General features: G+C 46.5%; 24 protein-coding genes. 8 read left to right on the top strand and 16 right to left on the bottom strand.

Annotated features, from left to right (window positions below; all coding sequences use genetic code 11):
• Positions 1 to 30 precede the first annotated feature (30 nt).
• From ACM6JA_RS00260 to ACM6JA_RS00250, 3 genes are read right to left on the bottom strand one after another with little or no spacing between them, the layout of a single operon-like run.
• Positions 31 to 753: an amino acid ABC transporter ATP-binding protein gene (locus ACM6JA_RS00260; protein WP_414850685.1), complete on the bottom strand. Its 723-nt coding sequence runs from the start codon at positions 751 to 753 to the stop codon at positions 31 to 33.
• Complete coding sequence (locus tag ACM6JA_RS00255) at positions 750 to 1,403, bottom strand: amino acid ABC transporter permease (protein WP_007720310.1); 654 nt, start codon at positions 1,401 to 1,403, stop codon at positions 750 to 752. Before ACM6JA_RS00255 ends, ACM6JA_RS00260 begins: the two co-directional genes overlap by 4 nt.
• Before the next feature lie 52 nt (positions 1,404 to 1,455).
• Positions 1,456 to 2,241: a transporter substrate-binding domain-containing protein gene (locus ACM6JA_RS00250; protein ID WP_414850684.1), complete on the bottom strand. Its 786-nt coding sequence runs from the start codon at positions 2,239 to 2,241 to the stop codon at positions 1,456 to 1,458.
• A 196-nt stretch (positions 2,242 to 2,437) separates the two neighbouring features.
• Between ACM6JA_RS00250 and ACM6JA_RS00245 the strand changes: the two genes are divergently transcribed.
• From ACM6JA_RS00245 to ACM6JA_RS00225, 5 genes are all read left to right on the top strand, one after another.
• A complete protein-coding gene (locus tag ACM6JA_RS00245; RefSeq protein ID WP_414850683.1) occupies positions 2,438 to 3,139 on the top strand; it encodes a response regulator transcription factor in 702 nt (233 codons plus the stop codon).
• Positions 3,132 to 4,238, top strand: a complete 1,107-nt coding sequence (locus ACM6JA_RS00240) for an ATP-binding protein (protein WP_414850682.1) — start codon at positions 3,132 to 3,134, stop codon at positions 4,236 to 4,238. The genes ACM6JA_RS00245 and ACM6JA_RS00240 overlap by 8 nt, the downstream gene beginning before the upstream one ends.
• Before the next feature lie 152 nt (positions 4,239 to 4,390).
• Complete coding sequence (locus tag ACM6JA_RS00235; RefSeq protein WP_414850681.1) at positions 4,391 to 5,653, top strand: efflux RND transporter periplasmic adaptor subunit; 1,263 nt, start codon at positions 4,391 to 4,393, stop codon at positions 5,651 to 5,653.
• Between the two features lie 12 nt (positions 5,654 to 5,665).
• Entirely contained in the window at positions 5,666 to 6,385 is a 720-nt protein-coding gene (locus ACM6JA_RS00230; protein ID WP_414850680.1) for an ABC transporter ATP-binding protein, read from the top strand.
• Positions 6,382 to 7,569, top strand: a complete 1,188-nt coding sequence (locus ACM6JA_RS00225; RefSeq protein WP_414850679.1) for an ABC transporter permease — start codon at positions 6,382 to 6,384, stop codon at positions 7,567 to 7,569. The genes ACM6JA_RS00230 and ACM6JA_RS00225 overlap by 4 nt, the downstream gene beginning before the upstream one ends.
• A 148-nt stretch (positions 7,570 to 7,717) precedes the next feature.
• Here ACM6JA_RS00225 and ACM6JA_RS00220 read toward each other — a convergent pair whose 3' ends face one another.
• Positions 7,718 to 8,266, bottom strand: coding sequence for an NADPH-dependent FMN reductase (locus ACM6JA_RS00220; protein WP_414850678.1), 549 nt, complete (start codon positions 8,264 to 8,266; stop codon positions 7,718 to 7,720).
• 104 nt (positions 8,267 to 8,370) lie between these two features.
• Positions 8,371 to 10,263, bottom strand: coding sequence for a serine hydrolase domain-containing protein (locus ACM6JA_RS00215; RefSeq protein ID WP_414850677.1), 1,893 nt, complete (start codon positions 10,261 to 10,263; stop codon positions 8,371 to 8,373).
• Positions 10,264 to 10,444: 181 nt separating this feature from the next.
• Here ACM6JA_RS00215 and ACM6JA_RS00210 point away from each other — a divergent pair, with 181 nt between their 5' ends.
• Both ACM6JA_RS00210 and ACM6JA_RS00205 read left to right on the top strand, forming a co-directional pair.
• On the top strand, positions 10,445 to 12,265 hold the full coding sequence (locus tag ACM6JA_RS00210) for a response regulator (protein WP_414850676.1): 1,821 nt from the start codon (positions 10,445 to 10,447) through the stop codon (positions 12,263 to 12,265).
• A gap of 63 nt (positions 12,266 to 12,328) precedes the next feature.
• On the top strand, positions 12,329 to 12,670 hold the full coding sequence (locus ACM6JA_RS00205; protein ID WP_414850675.1) for a zinc ribbon domain-containing protein YjdM: 342 nt from the start codon (positions 12,329 to 12,331) through the stop codon (positions 12,668 to 12,670).
• Between the two features lie 77 nt (positions 12,671 to 12,747).
• Here the strand turns inward: ACM6JA_RS00205 and ACM6JA_RS00200 are convergent, their stop codons facing one another.
• From ACM6JA_RS00200 to ACM6JA_RS00150, 11 genes are all read right to left on the bottom strand, one after another.
• Positions 12,748 to 13,728, bottom strand: coding sequence for a hypothetical protein (locus ACM6JA_RS00200; protein WP_414850674.1), 981 nt, complete (start codon positions 13,726 to 13,728; stop codon positions 12,748 to 12,750).
• Positions 13,729 to 13,956: 228 nt separating this feature from the next.
• Positions 13,957 to 15,828 carry a glycosyltransferase gene (locus ACM6JA_RS00195; RefSeq protein WP_414850673.1) on the bottom strand — a complete coding sequence of 624 codons (1,872 nt, stop codon included), beginning with the start codon at positions 15,826 to 15,828 and terminating at the stop codon, positions 13,957 to 13,959.
• A gap of 26 nt (positions 15,829 to 15,854) precedes the next feature.
• Positions 15,855 to 16,778: an MBL fold metallo-hydrolase gene (locus ACM6JA_RS00190; RefSeq protein WP_414850672.1), complete on the bottom strand. Its 924-nt coding sequence runs from the start codon at positions 16,776 to 16,778 to the stop codon at positions 15,855 to 15,857.
• A 28-nt stretch (positions 16,779 to 16,806) separates the two neighbouring features.
• Positions 16,807 to 17,622, bottom strand: a complete 816-nt coding sequence (locus tag ACM6JA_RS00185; protein WP_414850671.1) for a hypothetical protein — start codon at positions 17,620 to 17,622, stop codon at positions 16,807 to 16,809.
• Between the two features lie 35 nt (positions 17,623 to 17,657).
• The gene (locus ACM6JA_RS00180) at positions 17,658 to 18,026 is read right to left on the bottom strand and encodes a hypothetical protein (protein ID WP_007720338.1); all 369 of its coding nucleotides are present in this window, start codon (positions 18,024 to 18,026) and stop codon (positions 17,658 to 17,660) included.
• Between the two features lie 64 nt (positions 18,027 to 18,090).
• The gene (locus ACM6JA_RS00175; protein WP_414850670.1) at positions 18,091 to 18,444 is read right to left on the bottom strand and encodes a hypothetical protein; all 354 of its coding nucleotides are present in this window, start codon (positions 18,442 to 18,444) and stop codon (positions 18,091 to 18,093) included.
• 215 nt (positions 18,445 to 18,659) lie between these two features.
• Positions 18,660 to 18,992: a hypothetical protein gene (locus ACM6JA_RS00170; RefSeq protein ID WP_414850669.1), complete on the bottom strand. Its 333-nt coding sequence runs from the start codon at positions 18,990 to 18,992 to the stop codon at positions 18,660 to 18,662.
• A 241-nt stretch (positions 18,993 to 19,233) separates the two neighbouring features.
• On the bottom strand, positions 19,234 to 19,542 hold the full coding sequence (locus ACM6JA_RS00165; protein WP_414850668.1) for a hypothetical protein: 309 nt from the start codon (positions 19,540 to 19,542) through the stop codon (positions 19,234 to 19,236).
• An 18-nt stretch (positions 19,543 to 19,560) separates the two neighbouring features.
• Complete coding sequence (locus ACM6JA_RS00160; protein ID WP_414850667.1) at positions 19,561 to 20,265, bottom strand: hypothetical protein; 705 nt, start codon at positions 20,263 to 20,265, stop codon at positions 19,561 to 19,563.
• A 2-nt stretch (positions 20,266 to 20,267) separates the two neighbouring features.
• The gene (locus ACM6JA_RS00155) at positions 20,268 to 20,969 is read right to left on the bottom strand and encodes a glycosyltransferase family 2 protein (RefSeq protein ID WP_414850666.1); all 702 of its coding nucleotides are present in this window, start codon (positions 20,967 to 20,969) and stop codon (positions 20,268 to 20,270) included.
• A 49-nt stretch (positions 20,970 to 21,018) separates the two neighbouring features.
• Complete coding sequence (locus tag ACM6JA_RS00150) at positions 21,019 to 21,861, bottom strand: class I SAM-dependent methyltransferase (protein WP_414850665.1); 843 nt, start codon at positions 21,859 to 21,861, stop codon at positions 21,019 to 21,021.
• A gap of 173 nt (positions 21,862 to 22,034) precedes the next feature.
• On the opposite strand from ACM6JA_RS00150, the gene ACM6JA_RS00145 reads away from it, so the two are divergent.
• Entirely contained in the window at positions 22,035 to 23,183 is a 1,149-nt protein-coding gene (locus ACM6JA_RS00145) for a glycosyltransferase (protein WP_414850664.1), read from the top strand.
• Positions 23,184 to 23,201 lie beyond the last annotated feature (18 nt).

The raw sequence follows: 23,201 nt of genomic DNA, 5'->3' as shown, positions 1-23,201 counted from the left end.
ATTTCATTTCTCTACACTACAGCGGTTATGTTACAGCACTTTACTGAGAAATGCCTTGGTTCTCTCATGCTGGGGATTGTCAAAAATCTCGGCAGGCGTGCCTTCTTCGACGATGTATCCGCCATCCATGAAAATCACGCGATCAGCTACTTCACGGGCAAAGCCCATCTCATGTGTAACCACGACCATCGTCATTCCTTCTTTGGCCAAATCCTTCATCACCTGAAGAACTTCCCCTACCATTTCCGGGTCGAGTGCAGAGGTAGGTTCATCGAACAACATGATATGAGGGTCCATGGCGAGAGCACGGGTAATGGCAACGCGCTGCTGCTGACCACCAGACAACCGATCTGGATACACGTCTCGCTTGTCCGCCAAATCTACTTTTTTGAGGAGTTGCAGCGCCTTTTGTTCATTTTGCTGACGCTCTGAATTTTTGATGTGCTTGGGTGCGAGCATAATGTTTTCCAATACAGTGAGATGCGGGAATAGATTGAACCGCTGAAACACCATGCCGACACGCTCTCGCAGCTTGTTAATGTCCACTTTTGGGGAAGTAACCTCCACACCCTCAATGGTGATTTTGCCAGATGTCACCTCTTCCAACTGGTTCAGGCAGCGCAGAAACGTACTTTTTCCCGATCCGGAGGGACCGATGACACAGACAACTTCGCGCTCTTCAATGGTAGTCGAGATGTCTTTTAAGACTTCCAACGAGCCAAAGCTCTTTTTCAAATTCTCTACATGAATCATTTCGCGAACCTCCTCTCAAGGGAACGGGATAGCAGACTGAGGATGTATATCATCAGGAAATAGAAGACTGCTACTACAGCCCAAATTTCGAATGAGCGGAAGTTGCTAGAAATGATAATCTCACCACTGTTCATTAGTTCACGGATACCAATGACCGTTAAGAGCGAGGTGTCTTTTAGCGTCACGATGAATTGGTTGACGAAAGCAGGAATCATGCGGCGAACAGCCTGAGGCAAGATAACCAGGCGCATGGCTTTTCCGTGCGTGAGTCCGAGGGAGCGAGCAGCTTCCATCTGCCCTTTATCGATGGAGAGAATCCCTCCGCGGAAAATTTCAGCCAGGTACGCTCCGGCATTGAGACTGAGCGCAAGAATACCTGCGGTTGTCTCTGGAATTTTGATATCAAGGACAGGCGGCAATCCAAAATAAATAAAGAAGATTTGAACCAACAGCGGTGTCCCGCGGAGAAAGTCAACGTAAGCGGTTGCAATGCCGCGGAGTATTTTGGAGCGGCTGGTGCTCATTAAACCAAAAAGCAATCCGATTAAGAGAGCGAAAAACAGGGAAATGACCGTTATTTTTAACGTGACCACAGAGCCTTGGGCCAAGACAGGAAGTGCATCGACAATGACATCCCAACTACTGCTCATTTGGACAACTCCATTCTTTCTAAGGTGAAAAAAAAGGCGCGTCTTGCGCCTTTTATTTTTTGGTGCTCAAGTAGGTGTTGATGATTTCGTCGTATTTCCCGTTCTCTTTCAGCTTCTTCAGACCGGAGTTGAGTTTGTCCTGCAGCTCTTTGTTTCCTTTTAAAACCGCGATGCCGTAGTGGTCACCGTTGAGACGTTCGCCTACAATTTTTAGTTTGGAAGCAGGGTCTACCGCAATTTTATACGAGATAACCGGATAGTCCTCGATAGTCACATCAGCGTTGCCGTTCTGAACCTCTTGGAACATGGAAGGGCTATCGTCGAAGTATTTGACAGTGGCTCCGTATTTTTTCCCGAGCTCATCAGCAAAGGTTGCGCCAGTCGTGCCTTTTTTGATAGCAATCGTTTTGCCAGCCAAATCTGCCTCTCCATTGATCGTTGTGTTGTCCTCACGTACGACCAGGGAAAGACCTGCTTGATAGTAAGGTTCAGAGAAATCTAAAATTTCTTTGCGTTTATCCGTGATGCTGATCCCTGCAATGGCACCGTCCAATTGCTTCGCTTGAACAGCCGGTATGATTCCTTTGAAGTCCATCGGCTTAATTTCTACCTCAAAGCCTTCTTCTTTGGCGATCGCATTGATCAGGTCGATGTCAATTCCCACGTATTTTCCGTCTTTTTCAAACTCAAAGGGTGGGTATGTTGCATCTGTACCAATAACGTACTTTTTTGCACCGGATTGTCCAGATGTTGTGGAAGCTTGATCCGTGCCACTGCCACATGCACTTACCGTGAGTGCCAACAAACTAGAAACAACAGCAAACATTAGTTTTTTCATAAATTACCCCCAAGTATATTTATGATAGATATGATATGGACATGAATATATTAATATAGAAAAGTCTGCAAAGTCAAAACAAACTGAAAGTAATTATTATCCATAATTGTATGATCAAGCTCTACGTGCGATAACAGAAAAGTTTTTTATTACCTGCTATAATGGTAGCAAATGTATATAAGGGATGGGAAAAACGATGAAGCACGTCACCATATTGATCGCCGACGATGAAGCGGAGATTGCTGAGCTCGTTGCCTTGCATGTGAAAAAAGAAGGTTACCATACAATTATCGCAGAGGATGGAAAGGCAGCACTCCTAGCTGTACAGACCCATTCGATTGATTTGGCGATCCTTGATATTATGATGCCTGGGCTGGATGGCTATGAGGTCACCCGGCTGATTCGAGAACAGCACAATATGCCGATTATCTTTTTGAGTGCCAAGACGTCTGATCTGGATAAAATCTCGGGATTGGTGATGGGTGCAGATGATTATATGACCAAGCCATTCAATCCAATGGAATTGGTCGCTCGTGTGAATGCCCAGCTGCGGCGCTTTAAGCAGCTGAATCAGCCAGCAGTAGAAGTGCCGAGTAACAAGGTGGTAGAGTCAGGTGGACTTGTCATTTATCCAGAGCAGCGAACGGTGAGCCTGTACGGAGAAACAATTGAGTTAACACCGAAAGAATTTGATATTCTCTACCTGCTGGCCCGCTATCCAAAGAAGGTGTTTAGTGCGGACAATATTTTCCAGCAGATATGGGGCGAAGCGTACTATGAAGGGAGCAATACAGTCATGGTGCACATTCGCACCTTGCGAAAGAAGCTGGGAGAAGAAAAAACCAAGAACAAGTGGATTAAAACGGTCTGGGGCGTAGGGTATTCATTCCATGGATAACATGAAACGAAGCTTTCGGTTCCAAATGGTCAAGCTACTGGGCCTAAGTCTGCTTCTATCCGGTGCGGTTACCTATGTGATCTTTAAAGCGCTACAGTTTTACTATCGAACACAGGTAAAGTTTGAAAGCTTGTTAACGCCGATTCGCTATTTTATGCGAGAAATAGGGGACATTTACTTCTTTTTGATTTTTTTTGTTCCCCTAGCTATCTTGTTTTTCTTCTTGTTAACCAAACGGTATGCCGCCTACTTTCAGGAGATTTCCAGAGGAATTCATCATCTTGCAAACGGCGACTTTACCCATCATGTTCAAATACCGTCAAACGATGAGTTTGGAGATATTGCCAAGGACATCAATCTGGCGGGTGAAAAATTGCAAGAAGCCGTACAAAGAGGAGATTTTGCCGAAAGCAGCAAGGATCAGTTGGTTTTAAACCTGGCGCATGACCTGCGGACGCCACTGACTTCTGTTTTAGGGTATTTGGACATCATTTTGCGGGACGAGCAGTTAACGGTGGAACAAGCCCGACATTACACGAATATTGCTTTTACCAAGTCGCAGCGTTTGGAAAAGCTGATAGATGAGCTCTTCGAAATTACGAGAATGAACTACGGCATGCTCACCATCCAACAGAACCTGATTGACCTGAGTGAACTGCTCATGCAGTTAAACGAGGAGCTATATCCTTCCTTGGAGAAAAATCAGTTGAAAACGAGAATGAATGTGGCCTCACGATTGACGGTTTGCGGGGATGGCGAGCTCTTGGCACGCGTTTTCGAGAACATCATGACGAATGCCATTCGTTACGGGCACGATGGTCAGTTTGTTGATATCAACGGTTTTCTTGCGGGTGACGAGGTCGTTGTGCAGATTATCAATTACGGTCACGAGATTCCCCCGGAAGATCTGCCACATCTTTTCGAGGAGTTTTACACAGGTGACAAGGCCCGAAGCCTTCAAAACGGAAGCACAGGTCTCGGGCTATTTATCGCCAAAAATATCGTCGAGCGCCACGAAGGGACGATTTCTGCGCAAAGTAATTTGATCCGCACCGTTTTTGAAATACGCTTACCTTACGAACAGACTACCTCACTTTAAAAAAATTTAAGGATTACCCCACTTTTTCTTTTAAAAGTTTTTCTTATCCTGATCGGGTGACGAGCCAGGGTGGAAACTGCAAAGGAAGAAGTGGGGTTTTTGGATTGGCCAAAGATGACCGGAGCTTACAGTTTTTGGGGAGGTAAGGAAAGATGAAAAAGCGTTTGTGGATCTGGTTGGGGGTAGGCGTGCTTGTCGCTGGGCTTGGCGGCTATGCGGCTTCTTCGGGCGAAAAGAAGAGTGGTGTTCCTGTCACGTTATCAACGGTGGTAACGGCCGACTTGGAAAGCACGATTTTGACGTCGGGCATGGTCAGAGTAAGAAATGAACACACATTGTTCGCCAACTATGCAGGCGATCTGCGGAATTTCTCCATCAAGGAGGGAGACAAAGTGACGAAAGGGCAGGTGATCGGCAATATCGACATGTCCGATGTCAGCAATGAAATCATGGATATCGAGGCACAGATCACCATTCAGGAAGCGAATATCGCAAGGCTCTCCAAAGGTGTGGAGCCTGAAGAAGTCACGAAAATGCAGGAGCAGCTTGCCCAGCATGAACGTGAGTACCAAACAGCATTAAAAGATTACCAGCGAACGCAATCGCTGTTTACCGCAGGCGTGTCTACCCAACAGGCTGTAGAGGAGGCGAAGCAAAAGCTACAGACCACCGAATCAAGAGTAAGGGTCGCGAAGCAAGATTTACTTTTGAAGCAAAAAGGGCCAGACAAGGCAGAGGTTCGCTCCTACGAGGCGCAAATTCAAAAGTTGAATTTGGAAAAAGCAAAATATGAAAAGCAACGTGTGCAAAGCAGCATCGTGTCTCCGATTGACGGGACGGTGCTCTCCATGAAGGTGAAACAAGGGAAGTACCTAAGTAAAGGCGAGGAAATTCTCACGGTTGGAGATACCAATGATGTTATGGTCGAAGCAGGAGTCGGAGAAACTGACTTGCGTAAAATCAAAATCGGACAGGATGCGGTGGTCTCAGGCATTTCCTTAGGCGGAGAACAGTTGCAAGGTAAGGTGTCGCGCATATCTCCTATGGCTGTAACCAGCAAAGAGCGGGATGGAGAGAGTACGAGAGTGCCGGTCGCTGTCAATCTGAATGAGACGAGGGAGTATTTGAAGCCAGGTTTTCACGTGGATGTGAACATCGTCCTGCAAAAAGCAGCAAACGCCATGCAAGTCCCCATTGAGGCAGTCGTGACGGACCAAGATGGATCTTCTTTTGTCTGGGTAGCGGAAAATGGCAAGGCCAAGAAGAAAAAAGTGACGACTGGAATTGAAAGTGAATTGTTTATACAAATTGAAAGCGGATTGGATGGCAGTGAAGAATTGGTAGCGAATCCACCGGAAACCTTGCAAGAAAATGAAGTGATCTTCCAAGCATCTCCCGAAGAGTTTGCGGGGTAAAGGAGGATACATATGCTGAACATTGAGGGGTTAACCAAACAGTACAAGACGGATGAGCTGGAATTGTTTGCTTTGCAAAATATCAATATCCACGTGGCTCAAGGTGAATTCGTGGCGATCGTGGGACCTTCTGGTTCCGGAAAATCGACGTTTATGAACATGCTGGGTTGTCTGGATCGGCCAACCTCCGGATCGTATGTCTTGGATGGAATTGATGTTACGCAGTTGAAGGATAGTGGGCTGGCGCAGGTACGCAATCAAAAAATCGGCTTTGTCTTTCAATCGTTTCATCTGTTGCCACGTGCTACTTCGCTGCGAAACGTAGAGCTGCCGATGATGTATGCGGGCGTCGGCATGACAGAACGCAAAAAAAGAGCGAAAGTGGCGTTGCAGCGTGTCGGACTCGGCCAGCGGATGGAGCATAAACCAACGCAGCTGTCCGGCGGTCAAAGACAGCGGGTAGCCATTGCCAGAGCTTTGGTTAACCAACCAGCCATTTTACTTGCTGACGAGCCGACAGGGAATCTGGACAGTCGTTCCAGCATCGAGATCATGGCGATTTTTCAGGAGCTACATGCGCAAGGGGTAACGATTCTACTCGTCACGCACGAGGCTGATATCGCCCAGCATGCCGAGCGCGTCATTACGTTTCGAGATGGTCATATCATCCGAGATGAGCGAGTGGAGAAGCGCTTGTTTGCTACTGCGTCCGAGGAGGTGATCCTCACGTGAATTTACTCGAAAGCTTTCGTACGGCTCTGGAAGGGATTGGTACAAATAAGCTGCGTGCTACCTTGACGATGTCTGGGATCATCATCGGAATCATGTCTGTTATTGCTGTGATTACACTAGGAAACGGCAGTCAACAGGCCTATACCGATCAGTTGGAGAAGCTGGGTGCTACTAATTTCAACGTTTATTTTGGGTGGGACGCGAGGCAAGGAAGCAAGCTTACTGATTTAACAGTGGAGGATGCTTATGCACTTCCCCAACAATCGTCCTACATTGAAGCGGCCGTGCCGTTCGCCTCTTATTATGGAACGATTCGTGGCCCGAAAAAGGGGCAGGACGCAAATATACAAGGAACAAATGAGGATTTGTTAAAGGTTCAACCAAACTTGAAAATAGTTGCAGGCAGATATTTTACTGCGAGGGAAGTAAGAGAGGGGAAGCCCGTTATCGTTTTAACCGAAAAGTTAGCGGCAGGGCTTTTCGGACGTGAAGACCCGATTGGCAAGCGTTTGACTTACGAAGCAGCATCAGTCGTCGTTATTGGCGTGGTAAGGGAAGCCAAGCTGATGGTTGACAATGGTCGATCCGAGGGTGCCTATACGCCGATTACCTTTCTGCACAATAAAGACGGGTTGAAGATGGTTCATACGGTAACCGTAAAAGCCAAGTCAAAGGAAACGATGGAAGCAGCCAAGAGGCATACAGAGAAGTACTTAAACCGTAGGCACGATCGCGAAAACTACTACCAAATCGATAGTATCGAGAACGCACTGGGTGAGATGGATTCCTTTTCCGGCACGCTCACAACGATTTTTAGTGTCGCAGCCGGGATTGCGTTATTTGTTGGTGGGATTGGCGTCATGAACATCATGCTCGTATCCGTCACGGAGCGGACGCGGGAAATCGGCATTCGCAAAGCGTTAGGGGCGCGTTACGGAGATATTATGCTGCAGTTTTTGATCGAGTCGATGATCGTCTGCCTGATTGGTGGAACGATTGGGGTGTTGCTCGGCATCGGGACAGCCATGTTTGCCTCGCAATATGTCGATGTGCCGCCGCTATTATCGTGGGAAAGTATCGTAATCGCCTTCGGGTTCTCCAGTGCCATCGGTATTTTCTTTGGGCTCTACCCTGCTCACAAGGCGGCGAGGCTCAATCCGATTGATGCGTTGCGATATGAGTGAGGAACGAAAAAGAAATGACTAGCAGATGTCGCTGCTAGTCATTTTTCTAACGTATAGGAATTTATAAAATAAATTCCGGAGCGCATGGAAACTTTCCGCTAAAACGCGGTCGCTCCTCCTTGTAAAGGCCTCGATAGAGGTTTTCTTATTAGTCTCGAACTGATTTTAATGCCGTTGACCAACTTATCACCTGATTTAACATGTCGTTTACATGTGGGATGTGCAATTCGGATGGTTGAAAGACCGTGTAATTTTCAAAATCAGTAAATAGATTGAAGGCAGGTTGTGTACGAACGTCGGCAACCTGCAATTCACCCAGGATTCCACGTAAGTGCTCTGCTGCACGAGTTCCGCCTGATGAACCATAGCTGACGATACCCGCCGCTTTGTTGTACCATTCCTTGCGGGCGAGGTCGAGTGCGTTTTTTAATACCCCTGTGATGCTGTGGTTGTATTCGGCGGTAACGAATACGAATCCATCCAGGCTGGATAGCTTTGCCGCCCATGCGGCTACCTGTTGCTCACCACTCGGATCGCCAAAGAACGGTAAGTGAAAGTCCACAATATCAACGATTTCATACGCTGCATCTCCTCGTTGATCGGCTACTCCTTTGAGCCACGCACCTACTTGGGGACTGACTCGGCCTGGACGAGAGCTGCCCAGAATAATCCCGATTTTTAAACTTGAAGTACTCATTGTTCGTTCCTCCTTATGTGGCTTAGTTTAATGGTAGTTCCTTGGATCAAACATTATGCTTAAAAAAAGGCCGCAACTGTAAAGCTCAGCTGCGGCTCAGAGTCTTATGAGTAATGAATCGAAAGAAAGTTCCAGTAAAATAAATAGCCAGTATACAGGATGGAGAGTACCGCTGCTGCGCTATTCGCTACCTTCCAGCGATCGTGCTCCTTGGCTGTTCCAATCCGCAGGAGCAAATAAGCGGCGGCGGCAAACGAAACAATCGGTAGGGATGCGACAACGACTTGGTAGAAGGCCGGGTAGCCATAGACAAGCTCTGCGTTTGCATAGGTGAATTGGATGATAAAAAACAAGCTATGAAGCAGAGCCATAATCGGAACGATCTTCGAAATAGCGTGCGCTTGTTTGCGCCATTTGCGTAGCCCGAAACGAGCGATCCAGACGAGCGAAAGAAGGATGAACACGATTCCGGGAATCACATATAGAGCCAGGAGAACAGGCGGACTTTCTATGAAGGAGATACGAGGAAGCGAAAAGTTCATCGGTCCTGTCATATAAAATTTCCCTTGTTCCTCGTGAAAATATAGCTGTTCCTCGCCGTCGATCTCTTGAAAGAAATGATCGTCTACCTGCACAAACTTTTTCTCAAGGGATTGCTGTCCTTCATTCTGGAACATACCAGTCACGGATATCGTCTGCGCGTCCAATGCCTTCACTGTGTAAGGGTAGCTACTGAGTAGACGAAGCCCTTTGCCCCAGCCATTCTCGGGCGTCAGGGTAAGCAGATATTGACCTTCCAGTTTTTTCATTTCGTCTATGGTGCCATCAACAGGAGTTAGGGGCTTGCGGACTTGCTCTGTCAGTAGCTTGTCGGTAAAAGCGTTCACGACCTTGCCGTGCAGCTCCAAGCCCGGATGCGTGGCGTTCACCGTAACAAAGATGCCGATTGATTCTGAGGGAATCAGCACCATTTTCGAGATAAAGCCATCAATCCCACCGTTTGCCCATAGGGTAGGAATGCCGTTTTTCGTCTCTCCTTTAAAAAAGCCGTAGCCGATTCCGTACATGCGTTTATGGGCCGCGAATTGCTGGGCATGCATAAGCTGGGCAGTTTCTGGTTTGAGCAGAGATGTGCCGTTATAGTTGCCGCCTGAAAGATGGGCGATCATATAGGGAGCGAAGTCGACAGGTGTCATATTAGCGGCACCACTCCCTGGGAAAATAATCCCCGAGTAAGGAATAGTTTGATAGGCGTTTCCGTCGTAATAATAGCTTTTAGCCAGATTGCTCTTGTCCTCTGGGAGATACAATTCGGCGGAATCCATACCTAGCGGGCGGAAGATATTCTCCCGCATATAGTCATGCAAAGATTGACCGGAAGCTTGTTCGATTACACTCCCTAACAATCCGGTGCCCGCATTACTGTATTGAAATTTGCTGCCTGGCGTGAAAATCGTCTCCTGCATCTGAAGTGTTTCATTTACGGGCTCGGTCGAGAATTCCGGTATCACACTCTCGCGGTTGTCTCTTTTATAAATTTTTTCATCTATACCGGCTGTATGTGTGAGCAGGTGGTGGAGTGTGATCGGGCCGTAACGATTATTGGTAATTTTGTAGTCCTTTAGGACGGTATTCAAATCTTCGCGTAAGGAAAGCTTGTCTTTTTCCACGAGCTGCATCGCTGCAGTAGCAGTAAACGACTTGGTCACGGAACCGATTCGAAACACCGTACGCTCAGGATCAACGGGGATTTGTTTTTCGACGTCGGCAATACCATAGCCTTTTTTAAAAATGATGCGATCTCCCTGGGTAATGACAATGGCTGCGCCAGGGATATGCAAGTTGTTCATTTCATTTTTCATGACGGGATCAACTACTTGTTCGATGGAAAGAGCAGTAAGAGGTGAGCGAGCATTGACCACAGATAGGGGCTGTATCAGCATGAGGCAGGATACGAGCAGAACGGCAAACCATTTTCGTAGAGCAAATAATGTCATGTTTCATCACCTTTCGCGTTTTGCGTCAGTCAATTGTTGTAAGCCAGCGACAGGGATGAGTATAGGGCGATGAGTGTCACGATGAGAAGTAACAGAATGTCATTGTTTATCGTGATAGTAGCTTTTCGTCATCTGATAATATAATGGAGAGAAAGTTTGGGTGTAGATGAGGTGTGCCAAATTGCTTGCATTTGTTAAACGATGGTTATGGGTCGACTGGATGATCTTCACCATCCACTTTATGTGGGGATTGACGATTATTCTCGGCTTTGTTCGCCATCACGATCAATTGCCTTATCCGATAGTGATTACATTGATCGTTTTATTCTTCGTGCTTGTCGTCCCTATTTGTTTGCGTCGATACTCTCGTAACCTATATTTGTTCGCTGAGATTATTTTGAGTGGAGGCTTGTGTATTGCCTTGAACTTCTTTTTTGAAGGAGTAAGGTGGCAGTTTATCCCCATCGCTTTTCTCATCGGATATCACAGTGTGGAACGATCTTATCGCTGGACGGGACCATTGGCGATTTTGGCGATTCCGTTTCTTGTGGGGGAGGCAATCGGTGTGGATTTCGAGCCTATAGCCGTAAGCGATCTAATTGTGTACCATTTCGCGGCATATGCGCTTGGTTTTGCCTTTCAATTGCTTAGCCGTATGCACAAGCAAGGCCTGATTATTCAACATCAGAACCAAATATTGGAGCAATACACTTCCCAGGTGGAGGAAATCACGCTGCTGGAAGAACGGAACAAAATGTCCAGAGAGCTGCATGACACGATCGGACACACGATGACATCGCTTATTATGGGTATGGAGATGCTTCGGTCTAAAATACCAGATGCGGAGGCTAGTCGGCTGGACATGCTTTTGCAGATGGCCCGACAAGGTTTGGACGAGTCCAGAGGGATTTTCCACAAGTGGGCTCATAATGGCTATGAATCTGCTACGACCATGGAGTCCGCCTTTGTTGAATTGATCGAGCAATTTCAAGTGGCTACAGGGGTGTCCGTCAAGCTGCGTATGTACGGCGCTGAGTATGCGTTGAGCCGTTCCATGAAGCTGACTTTGTACCGCTGCTTGCAAGAAACACTGACCAATGCTGTACGACACGGAAAAGCATCACAAATTCAAGTGGGACTTTACTTTGAAGAAGCCCAGATCCGGTTGCAGGTCGAAGATAATGGGGAAGGAAATGGGACGATCGAATTTGGATTTGGTTTGCAATCGATGAAGGAAAGGCTGGAAGCACTTCAGGGACGATTATCGATCCATTGTATGGACGAAGGAGGTGTGACGGTCATTTGTAGTCTGCCAGCTATGCAGGCTGTACCAAGTGCAGGCATACGTATCCTGATCGTCGATGATCAGCCCGTTGTGAGGGAAAGTTTGCAGCTCGTTTTACAGAATCAGCAAGACTTGCAGGTGGTCGGGGTCGCAGAGAACGGCTTGATGGCACTGGACATTATTCCAAAAGAAAAGCCCGACGTCGTACTTTTGGACGTTCAAATGCCTGTCATGGACGGGGCGAAGACACTACAAGAGATACGTGAGCGGTGGCCGGATATGCGTGTCATTATGTTGACGACCTTCGAAGAAACAGCCCTTGCGGCAGAAACGCTAGGGAGAGGCGCGAATGGCTACTTGTTAAAATCGGTTAGTCCGATCGAGCTGGTAGAGGCGATACGAGTTGTTCATCAGGGTGAGGCGTTGATTAACCATAAGATTGCGGATGTTCTTTTCAAAGAAATGCGCTTGCAGCAAGAAGAGCTGAATGGACTTCGCCAAAAGCAAGGACGCGAGTGTCCCTATGGGTTGACGGAACGGGAAAGAGGCATATTGGCCTTGTTAGTAGAGGGGCTTCGCATGAAAACAATCGCGGAGAAAATCTTTCTTTCTGAAGGAACAGTACGCAATTGCACCACAGTGATTTATGCAAAACTGGGTGTAAAGAATCGCGAAGAGGCCGTTAAAAAAGCACGGGACGAAGGGCTTACTGGTTAGGTGGCCAGATTTTCTGACTAGTTATGATAGAATGGACAGTATCGAATGGAGGTTATATCAAAGATGAGTCAATTGCCAAATTGCCCAAAATGTCATTCAGAATACACGTACGAAGATGGAAGCACCTTGGTATGCCCGGAATGCAGCCATGAGTGGACGCTCCAAGCAGGCAACGATAATGGTGAAGATAACAAGGTCATCAAGGATGCGAATGGAAACGTCTTGAATGATGGCGACACGGTAACCGTCATTAAAGACCTCAAAGTAAAAGGGACTTCATTGGTCGTGAAAATCGGAACAAAAGTAAAAAACATTCGCTTGATTGATGGGGACCATGATATTGATTGTAAAATCGATGGTTTTGGCGCGATGAAGTTAAAATCGGAGTTTGTGAAAAAGGTGTAAGCTGGGGAATATGATGGACAAGAAAAAGCTGACTGCATGATAAAATGCAGTCAGCTTTTTTCGTAAGGAACGTGGTGTTAGGTGAGACGGTGAATGGACCAGACGATACCCTCGCCGCCGCCTCCTAAGTCGAGGTTAATAGTCAATCCATTGGCTACATAGAACAAACCGAGCGTATCTCCACCATTGAGTTGAACGTCACCAGCGAGTGTGACTGTTCCAGCCCCCAAAATAGCTCTTAATGTGAGTACGAGGTCAATGTTTACGTTGAGGACAGGGAAATCACCGATAATGAGACTTGTTACAACAGGGGTAAGTCTCCGTACTTCAAATGCAGGGGTGATTCCCGGGTCTAAATTAACGGTAATAGCTGCAGTCGTTTCATAGTTAATGGTTGCTTTTATGGCGTAAGTTCCAGTCGCTGGTACTGTATATACGCCAGTTAGCGGGTTGAAACTTGGACTGCCATAGTAGGGGCTGGCTGTTGACCAGTTAATTAATTGGGAAGATGCGTTAAGGGTCACAGTTGATAAGAAGCCAGAGAAGTTTTCAGCGATGAAAGCAGGTCCAGTCGCGCCTGTTGTCCCGGTAGCGCCAGTGGCTCCAGTAGCTCCAGTAGCTCCAGTAATACCAACGCCCGTGGCCCCTGTCGCGCCAGTATCCCCCGTAGTTCCTGTCACGCCAGTAGAACCTGTAGTACCAACGCCCGTCGGCCCTGTGGCCCCCGTAGCCCCCATAGCCCCTGTTATGCCACCTGTGCTGCTGGATGGAACAGACAGGATATTGTCCAGTTTCGATTGCAAGAGTATTTCTTTTTTCGCAACGTCTTGCAAGGTTTGGCGTACGCTTGCATTCACCAGAAGGAGATCGCTTACCGAAGCAGGAACAGTCAAGCCTGGTAGTGTACCAATGACATATTGCAATTTTTCTGCTTCTGCATTAATAATATGCCCGAGGCTGAGCTCTTCGATGGCGATGGAAGTAAGGAGGAGATTGATAGCATCGTCTCTCGTTACAGTAATGGTGGGAGTAATATTGGGAATATTGGCTTGAGACATTGGCATTCATCCTTCCTGTTACATTCAAAAACTTATCACTATCCTATGAGGCCTTATCTGTGCGCGTGCCTGGCTGTATAGAAACAGAAAAAAGCCAATTTGATTTCCAGATTGGCTTTTGTGTTAACCGGTAAGCACCGTGCTCATCAAAAAATAGACCACCATTGCTTATGGCATTTATACATTCACCCAACAGGGTGGGTAACTTTTTCATGATCACGAGGGGAGTCAGATCAGAGACTCAAAATACCTTTTGTTGTAGAGAATGCTAGGGTGAGTTGGGTTGTATGAGTAGGCAATATCATTGTGGTGACGGGATTTCTCGTTGTCCCCCATTTGAGAATAGCATAAGCAGAGTTGCAGATGAGGTAGCCAGGTCCAGGAAACGTGGTCGATGTGTGCGAGCTTTTCAGCAGGTCGCTCTACTTTTGTTGCGAGATCGTACCAAAAAATCGCCAGCAGCCAATTTTTATCTTCGACGTGAAAGGCTCCGATCTGGCAGCAAGCTTCTGCCCGTGGACGATCGTAGTTGAACGTACGATATAGCGACGACAGAACATTTTGTCTCTCATATAGGTGGGAATAGCAGCTAGCCAACTTCAAGCAAGCGTTAATGTTGTCTTCTACCCAGCCTTGTTGGGTGTTCAGGAACTTCGAGTAAAAAGTAATGGCTTCTTCATGATACTGATTGTCGCGTAATTCATTTGCATAATAGTACAAGTCGCGAGGAGAGAATTCTTCCCCTTTGGCATCCCTGCGTCGATAGATTTGCAGATTGCGGTCCGTGTATTCCTTCTGCTTGTTATGCGTGATGGATATGTCACTGTTGATGACGTTTCCGCTTACTTCCAAATACTCATGGACGGGTCCGATCCAGCGAAAACCGCGGTCGCGTTTTACGAGGCGATTACGGCGAATGCTGTATGCCACATTCCCGTTGCTGTCCACAGAAAGGTTGTAGTTCATCGTGACACTGTCGATGCTGTAATTCAACGTAAACTTCAACTCGCGGAAGAGCTGACGGTCTTTCTCCAGAAGGATATCGTCTGCATCCAGCCACAAAATATAGGGGCATGTTGCCTTGCTGAACGCATAGTTGCGTGCAGCTGAAAAATCATCAATCCACTCGAAATTATAAATGGTGCAGCCATAGTTGGACGCAATTTCTTTCGTGCGGTCTGTTGACCCCGTGTCGACGATAATGATTTCATCGACGAGATCCGCAACGGTGGAGAGGCAACGCTCCAGAGCGTCTTCCTCATTTTTGACGATCATGCATAAACTGATTGAAATCTGATTCGTTTTCCCCGCTGTCATGCCATTTTTTTTGCGATACTCGCTCACTCCTGCCAGATCCGACTGACGGTAGATGTGGTACCCAGGAAGATGCGTATCCACATGCAAAGAAAAGCCCATAGCTACAGCCCGAACGCAAAAATGCCGATCTTCTCCCCAGAACGACAAGTTAGCTATTCGTTTAAAGCTGACGCCTGCCTCCAAGACCTTTCGATGGATGAACGTGCATGCACCCAGGCCTCCTACCTCATACACACCAGGTTTACGCAGCATCTCTAAAAAGTTTTGGTTCTCCGCAGATTCGGACGCGCCTTCGCGTGTCAATGTGTATTGATCCATCAGCCAAACTTGAGGAAGCTCAATCGAATCAGGCTGCCAACGTGTCCAGTAAATGTTGGAGATAATATCTTTATTCGCTTGAAGCAATTGTTGCAGGGTATGAGGGTGTAAAACGAGATCGGAATCGATCAAAAACAAGTAATCGAAACCCTCTTTGAGCGCATAGGAGATAATCGTATCCTTCATTTGCGCTACTTTCCAAATATTTCGTTCCGTCCAATAATGAGTCATTTCATTTCGGACATACGTATCATCGTCTGTGTTTTTGAGGATGACGGTTCGTTTGTTCTCCTTTTCGAAATCAGCCAAGAGTGTACTGGATAGTGGGTCTTTGTTATCGTCAATGAACATGTAATGAACCAGTTCATTTTTGGTAGTCAGCTCCGAGAGGGATTGAAGGAATTCCTCCAAAATCATCGGGAATTGCTGAATGGGACTACCGATTAAAATACGTTTTTTACCCATAGTACACCCCCATATATAGCCTTTGTTCAAGTGGTTGCCGCAGGTTTGCTGAATAGCAGTAAACCATTGTCCACTTTTGCGACAATTCGGTTCTCTTGCTGTAGCTCTTTTAAATAAGAGCGGATAATCGAAGTGGTCAAACCGTAGCGGTGCAAGTCATCTTCAAACTCATACTTTTTCATGACTTTTTGGACGACTTGTTCGAGAGTGCTTGGCTGCTCATGAATCAATGCTTCAAGAAAAGAAGAGGTGTCTTTCATAAGGGTGAGATGCTTGTTAATTAAACCGGTGACTGTCTTATAGGGTCCGCCATGGTAGAGCACATACGCGTTCAATTTCATCATCGAGAGCTTCTTGAAGCTACTTCTGGCAGCCCTCAGATCGTTAAAAAAAAGGAGATTCTGCTTGTTCAATGTTTTGGGACCAAACAAGGCATCGCCGCAGTAAAGGACATGATCAGGGGTAATAATGCCGACCATTCCCGGCGAATGTCCAGGTAAGGAGACGATTTTGAATGGAATGGTGTGGACGTGAAAGATTCCATCGGTGGATGGCAGATAATCTGTTACGAGCGCACGTTCATTCCTTTTGTTTTGATCAGGCTTCGTATCAGACCCTCCACCTGCATCGAAAACCAAAGGCTCGAGATGCGGATTTTCAATGAGATAGGCTGCCAGATGTGTCGCATAGATACGAAAGTTGGGGAACCTCTGTTTCAAATAGAGATTGCCACCGTGATTAACAGCGTGACCATGTGTATGAACAACGGCAAGGATTTGATACCCTCGATCACTGATTTTCGTGCATACTTCCTCGATGACCATGGCATTCGGTCCGCTATCAATGCAAACGGCGGTTTTGCTGGACCTATCCAAATAGACACCGATCCCGTATTTACCGGAGACCACGTAACTGCTACCGGCCACTTCGATCAATTCCAAACGATCCATATACCTTACTCCTTCATTAAATTCAGGTTCATATGTGGATGACCTTGGTGACATTGCCGATACGTACCTTTACGGAGTTCGGTACAAAGGGAGGCTTTGTAGGTGCAGTAACTCGCTTAGCGAGCATTTTTTTCTGGCCACGCACTTTTGCCACGTTTGTTACAGGCTTGGGACGCTTGGACTTGCGTTTGTTTTTATCGGGAGTAGGGATGGAGGTAGCCTGTGCTAATAATGGGGGTTTTGGATGTACAGATTTCCGGTTGTTGGCTGTATCGATGCGTGCGTTGTTTGTGAGCAATGGAGGGGTTGGGGGAGGCATAGGTGGAACGTCAGTGGTTTTCGTTTGCTCACTCAGATCTAGCTGTACAGGTTCGTCATCTGGAAAATCTCCTTCCAGCTCCAATTGCATCGGCTCGTTGTTGGGGGAATCCTCTTCCCGTTCTATAGACTTTGTTTGATGATGGGAATGGTCTTCTATCGAGTAAAACGATTGTAATTGCCGCAGATGATTTTCAATCAAGGTTGCGAATTGTTTATGTGGAAACCTCCATGTCTTTACCAATTCCGATAACTGGGCAATCGCAGCAAGGACATGTGTGTACATTTCACTAGTGGGATGGAAAGGGTTACGCGATTCAAATAGAAAGCTGTGAGCAATCTGCTTGTTATGTATGTGGGTATGCAGTCTGACGAGCAGATTGAACATCGTTGATATTTGGTAGCCAAACAGCATAAGCTCGTAATCTTTGGCATGATGAAAGCGGGATTCCAATCCTTTGACCAACTGGACGATGGAATAGGTCAGCTTTAGAACGGTTTGGTCATCGATACCTTTGTTCTTCATGGCAATTGACCTCGAATTCCTGAAATGATCAATCGTTAATAGTCGATGGTGAAGTCGTCATCCAATTCATCCCCGAAATCGGCTTCTTTCATCTCAAAATTTGATTTAAGCGCCACAGGGTACATGTGAATGGCTGCATCCAGCTTTTTTAACAAAAGCCACTCAGCCATCAGCACCGAATCCAGAATCGAAATGACTGTACGATTAAAGGTAATGATCTCATCATTAGAGGGGGTGTTGGGGAAGTCCAGATTTTTGCCAACGAAAGCAAGGGCTTTGTCAGCTTCGGCGTTTAGCAATCTGGACAAGGCTTCTTCCTCTAGGGCAATCGATTGCAGCAAATGACTCAAAGCTTCTTCGCGCGTAGGCACATCATTTGATGGAACTTTATCCCGTAAGGTCATCATCATCCCTCTTCAATAAAATTATGATCCCATGAAAAGCAGTGTAAGTAGTGAGGGCTATTCTTCAAAGGCATGGAAGGTCGGGTAAGTCGGGTAAGTCAGGTAAGTCATCGTGCTGCTGATCATGATTATTATGCATCTGCTCCAGCTTGATAATATCCTCCAGCCTGAATTGTAGGAGCATCTCGGTCTTGATGACATTGCGCAGCATTCGTTCTACGCTGTTGTTTAAGGCAAGCGCATCATTGAGCGAGAGGCATTGCTCCTTCACGATCTTTTGGATCTTTTCCCCCTCTGTATTAATAATGTGAGAAAGTCCGATTTCCTCCAGCGCAATGGAGGTGAGAAGCAGATTTAATACTTCGTTTCGTTTCAATATGATTTCCGGTGTTATATTGGGGACCGTGGGCATTGACATCGTTATCTACATCCTTTATGTGTATGATTTTGTATACAAAATAAGACTTACCCAAAGAAGAAGGCGATCTGCTTCCCTTTATTTGACAGAACGCCTTCGGGCGAGTTTCTTGCAACAAAAACGATAGGATCGTCATAGGATCGCGTGATTGATAGTGAAGAAATGGAAACTTCCTCGCAGTACATGTTATGTAACCGCGATCTTAATATGACAACTTAATCGTATTGATTCGATAACGAAGTGGAGGTGCCCGGGAGAATGCTAACCACATTTTCCAACTTGAATTGCAAGAGCATTTCTTTTTTGATGACATCTTGCAGCGTTCTGCGAACACTGTTGTTAACGGCAAGAATGTCAGAAATGTTGGGGACGAACCCCGGCGTAATCCCCAATGTACCTACCACAAACTGGAGCTTTTCTGCCTCTGCATTCATAATATGCGCCAAAGCCAATTCTTCCAGAGCAATGGAAGCTAGCAGTAAAGATACGGATTGCCCAATCGTAACGGAAATCGTTGGGGTAATGTTAGGGATGGTAGGTTGAGACATGAGATCACCTCTTTGAAGTAATAGGTAACCAATTTAATCGCGCAAGCTATTCCCCCCTTCTTTTTAACTACGGTAAGTGTATGCATAGGTGTGTGTCCCACTGAACTGTTTATTTGTACACACGCGTAAGGAAGCGGGGAATGTGAAAAGCCCGGATCGATTGACCCGGACCAGTGATATGGTGATAGTTTCCATACGAATGAGGTCTATTAAGGCGAAGGAATCTAATGAAGGAAGCCAGTTAGCTTCGAGTGATCAGATTATCAACGATGTTCTCCAGCTTGAATTGCAGAAGCATTTCTTTTTTGATGACATCTTGTATCGTTTGACGAACGCTTGCATTGACGAGCAGGATGTCGGAGAGTGTTGCGGCTGGTTCGAGCCCTGGAGCAAGGGTACCTAAAACATATTGGATCTTTTCCGCCTCGGCGTTAAGGATGTGAGCCAAAGCCAGCTCTTCTAAAGCGATGGAGGTAAGCAATAGCGAAGTGGTTTGGCCAAGAGTAATCGAGATAACAGGCGTAATATTAGGGATCGATGCTTGAGACATGATTATCACCTCATAGATTTAGTAATCAAATGTTTCTTGGCCCTGGAGCCTTACCAATACCCAGCGACGATTTCCGGCAATCTCTCGAAAAAGTTCTTCATAGTGATAGATTTTTCCGAGATGAGCCAGAAAGGGATAGTGATCAAAATCATCTACGAGAATAAGCGCATCTGGTTTGAGCGTGGCAACAAATAGTGGATAGGCAAGAGAGCGGCCGTTGCCGTGCGGACCGTCCACAACCATGACATCTACTGAATGACCGGAAAGCGATAGTTGATCCAAATCGGCGTAAAAGGCATTTTGAATGGAAAAATGATCAAATTGATTCTCAGGAACACGCCGTCCGATGGCAGGCCACAAGCTCCTGCTCTCTGCTGGATTGTCGAAGATCTTGTTCCATTCCTCTTGGGATAGTTGCTTCAAAGAGCTGGTCACCAACGCGACATGCGGTACATCCCCTAGGCTCTCCTTGATTTCCTTTGCACGAATCGGATGATGCTCCACAATGGTTGCTTGGACCCGGAGCAGCTCAAGATCGCCAAGTGCTTTCCAAAACAGAGCGGAGTCACCTCCACCCAACTGAAGCACCTGGCACTCCTCATTTTCATGTTTGATATGACGACATGTATGTACGAGGGCCTGCTTGCTCAACGTGAGTGAGTTGTATCGCCAGTGATTACAATTGGACTGCTGCAAAGCCTTTTCGATATCGCGTATGATCATCTTCATTCCACCCATTCCAACAGATTGGGATGTTGATCCAAGATCGATTCATACTGTTCCTTCCAGCCATATCGGGCGTCGGGGTCGAGGAGCTGATAGCGGTTGTATTTGTTTTGTCTGTCTTCGAGTCGGGCCCAGCCAAAATGTTTCACGCGTGATGGATGGCACAGGTAAGGGAACTGGTTGATCGAGAGAGGGAATCTGCCGCAATGCTGTGGGGTTTCCCTCCATACATATGGGAAGTCAGGGCGGTATTTGACCATAAAAGGACGGTAGTGATGATGGGCTTTCCAATACACATCTTCGCGATAATGCGTCTCGCTCCACATATCGTACAAACGAAAGTAGATCGCCTCGTGTGTCTGTTGTTCCAAAATCTCGGAAACATTTGAGGGGAAGGAGTTATCCATGATTTCATCGGCGTCCAGATTCAAAATCCATCCCGGATTAGTCTGGATCGTTTCTTGCCATTGTTGTTTGCGCAGGGTGACCTCGTTGGAAAACTGAGAGGTAGCGTTTTGAACCAGATGAAGAGGAATGCCCTTGAGAACCTCTCTACAGAGATCCACGGTATGATCGATACTGCCATCATCGATGATGACGGCTGCGTCAATAAAGTCTTTATGTGCTTCCAACACTCGTCTCAAATACCGATTGCCTTCATTTTTCACAATCATGGAAAGAGTCAGTTTGGCTCTGGTCATCTACGTGCTGCACCTCCTGCCTATTCGAATTTTTATTACGGATGGCAGGTTAGGCTTGTCGTGTTGCAATGCAGAAGATTTCATGGCCTTGGAATGTCGACTGGAGGTTCGCGGCTAGCTTCATGATGTCCTGGATCGGTAGAGGTGTTTGCGTGGTCTTGCACAGATGGTTTTCCAAGCGGTTCGTTTCTTCTCGAGAAAAGATAGAGAGAACCTCCCAGCCACCTTGATGAAGCAGTGAGATCAGATTGTCACGGGAGTAATGGAAGAGGTGGTCATTCTCGGTATACAGCGGGGAATACACCCCAAACAATTTATTGGTGAACGAGTTTTTGTTCGGCACGCTAAAAAGGATCTTTCCTCCTGGTTTAAGAAACCCCTTCAATTCTTCAAGGTATTGCTTCGGATGCGAAATATGCTCAAAGACGTGACAAAAAACGATGGCATCAAACATACCAATGTGTTCGGGGGCGAGAACGGAGGAGTTCCATAACGAATGAACCAGTTGTAACCCATACCGGTCTTGGGCGTATGCGCATGATTGGTGCGACGGCTCTACCCCAATAACCTCCCACCCAGCCTCACGAGCAAGGAATAACAACTCTCCTGTTCCTGGACCAATTTCGAGAAGCTTCCCTTTTTCCGAAAACCACATATCGAGCAGCAATGTATGGAAGATCGCATGTTCCGTAAATGTATTTTTGGCGTATTGATCACGCATGGAAACCCAACTCGCATCATACATGTCTGCAACTAGCTGTGTCACGTTGACGTGATCGAGGTGAGGTTGAAAAACGAGATCACAATCTTTGCACGTAAGAAGCGAGAAGGTAGCGTACTGGTGGAAAAGCGCAACCTGAGCGCTGCTGCACAAAGGACATGAGTCATGCATGGATACGATCCCTGCTTTCTTTGTGATATCTGCCTACAACTACCTATGCGCTGTTCCAGCTAAAGGTTCGAAAACCAAGGAAATGGCGCCGTTCTGAAAGGAGCAGTCCGCTCATAGAGTAAAGGGGGGATAGACTACGATCTCATTGATGTGTGTAAAAGGAGATGAGTAGCATGTCTGAGGCGCCCAAAATTTCCTTATGTATGATTGTAAAAAACGAAGAAGAGTGCCTTCACAAGTGCTTGGAAAGCGTGAAAGATCTTGTGGATGAAATGATTATCGTAGACACGGGGAGTACCGACAAAACGGTAGAGATATGTAAGTCATTCGGAGCGGTCGTGTATTCGTATGAGTGGCAGGATAACTTCGCAGAAGCACGAAACTTTGGACTGGAAAAGGCAACGGGCGACTGGATTTTGTGGATGGATGCCGATGAGGAAATGAATAAAGAAGACAGCACGAAATTGAAAGAGCTGATTCGCGGTCAAGAAGATTCTCTATTTTATATCCATCTAATAAATTACATTGGAGATGAAATAAATGAAGACGATGCTTTTCATATCGCTCACTCACGTTTGTTTCGCAATGGCATCGGTTTTCGCTTCCATTTTCCCATCCATGAAACGCTCAACGTAGAAGAGGTCCTTCCCAATCTGACCGAAGATCTCCACATTCAAATCTTGCCTGTACGGATATACCATTACGGCTACATGAATGAATTTACTGGCAGAAAGAACAAATTCGAGCGCAATATTCAGCTACTCATGAAGGAATTGGAGAAAGAGGACCACTCTCCATGGATTGAGTATCATCTTGCCAGTGAATTCTCACGTATCCAGGAGCATGAGAAAACGTTCAAGTTCGTGAATCTGTCTATTATTGGGTTTCTCGAAAACCATATGATGCCTCCTTCGCTTCTTTATAAGCTCAAATACTCTACGTTGATCTCGATCGGCAGTGCTGAGGGAGCGTGGCCAGGAATTGAAAAGGCAATCGAGATTTATCCTGACTACGTTGATTTGCATTTGTACAAAGGGATCATTCAGTATTTGAAAAAGGACTACAAACGAGCATTGGTAACGTTCGATCACTGCTTGGAGCTAGGTGAGAGCAACATTCGTCATCTGACCTTGAAGGGATCGGGGAGTTTTCACGCCTGGTATTACAAAGGGCTTTGCTACGAAGGATTGGGTCAAGTGGAGGAGGCTGTGGCAGCTTATCAGACGGCGATGGCGATGGCGGAGAACCATGCGCCTGCAAAGGAAGCATTAGAGAAGCTGAGCTCGACGACTGAAGTAAGTCTTACGCCAAACAACAAATAGCATCGTGGCGAAAAGCCG

Source organism: Brevibacillus sp. IT-7CA2 (assembly GCF_949767855.1).
Taxonomy (GTDB): domain Bacteria; phylum Bacillota; class Bacilli; order Brevibacillales; family Brevibacillaceae; genus Brevibacillus.
This window is presented reverse-complemented; position numbering and strand designations above follow the sequence as displayed.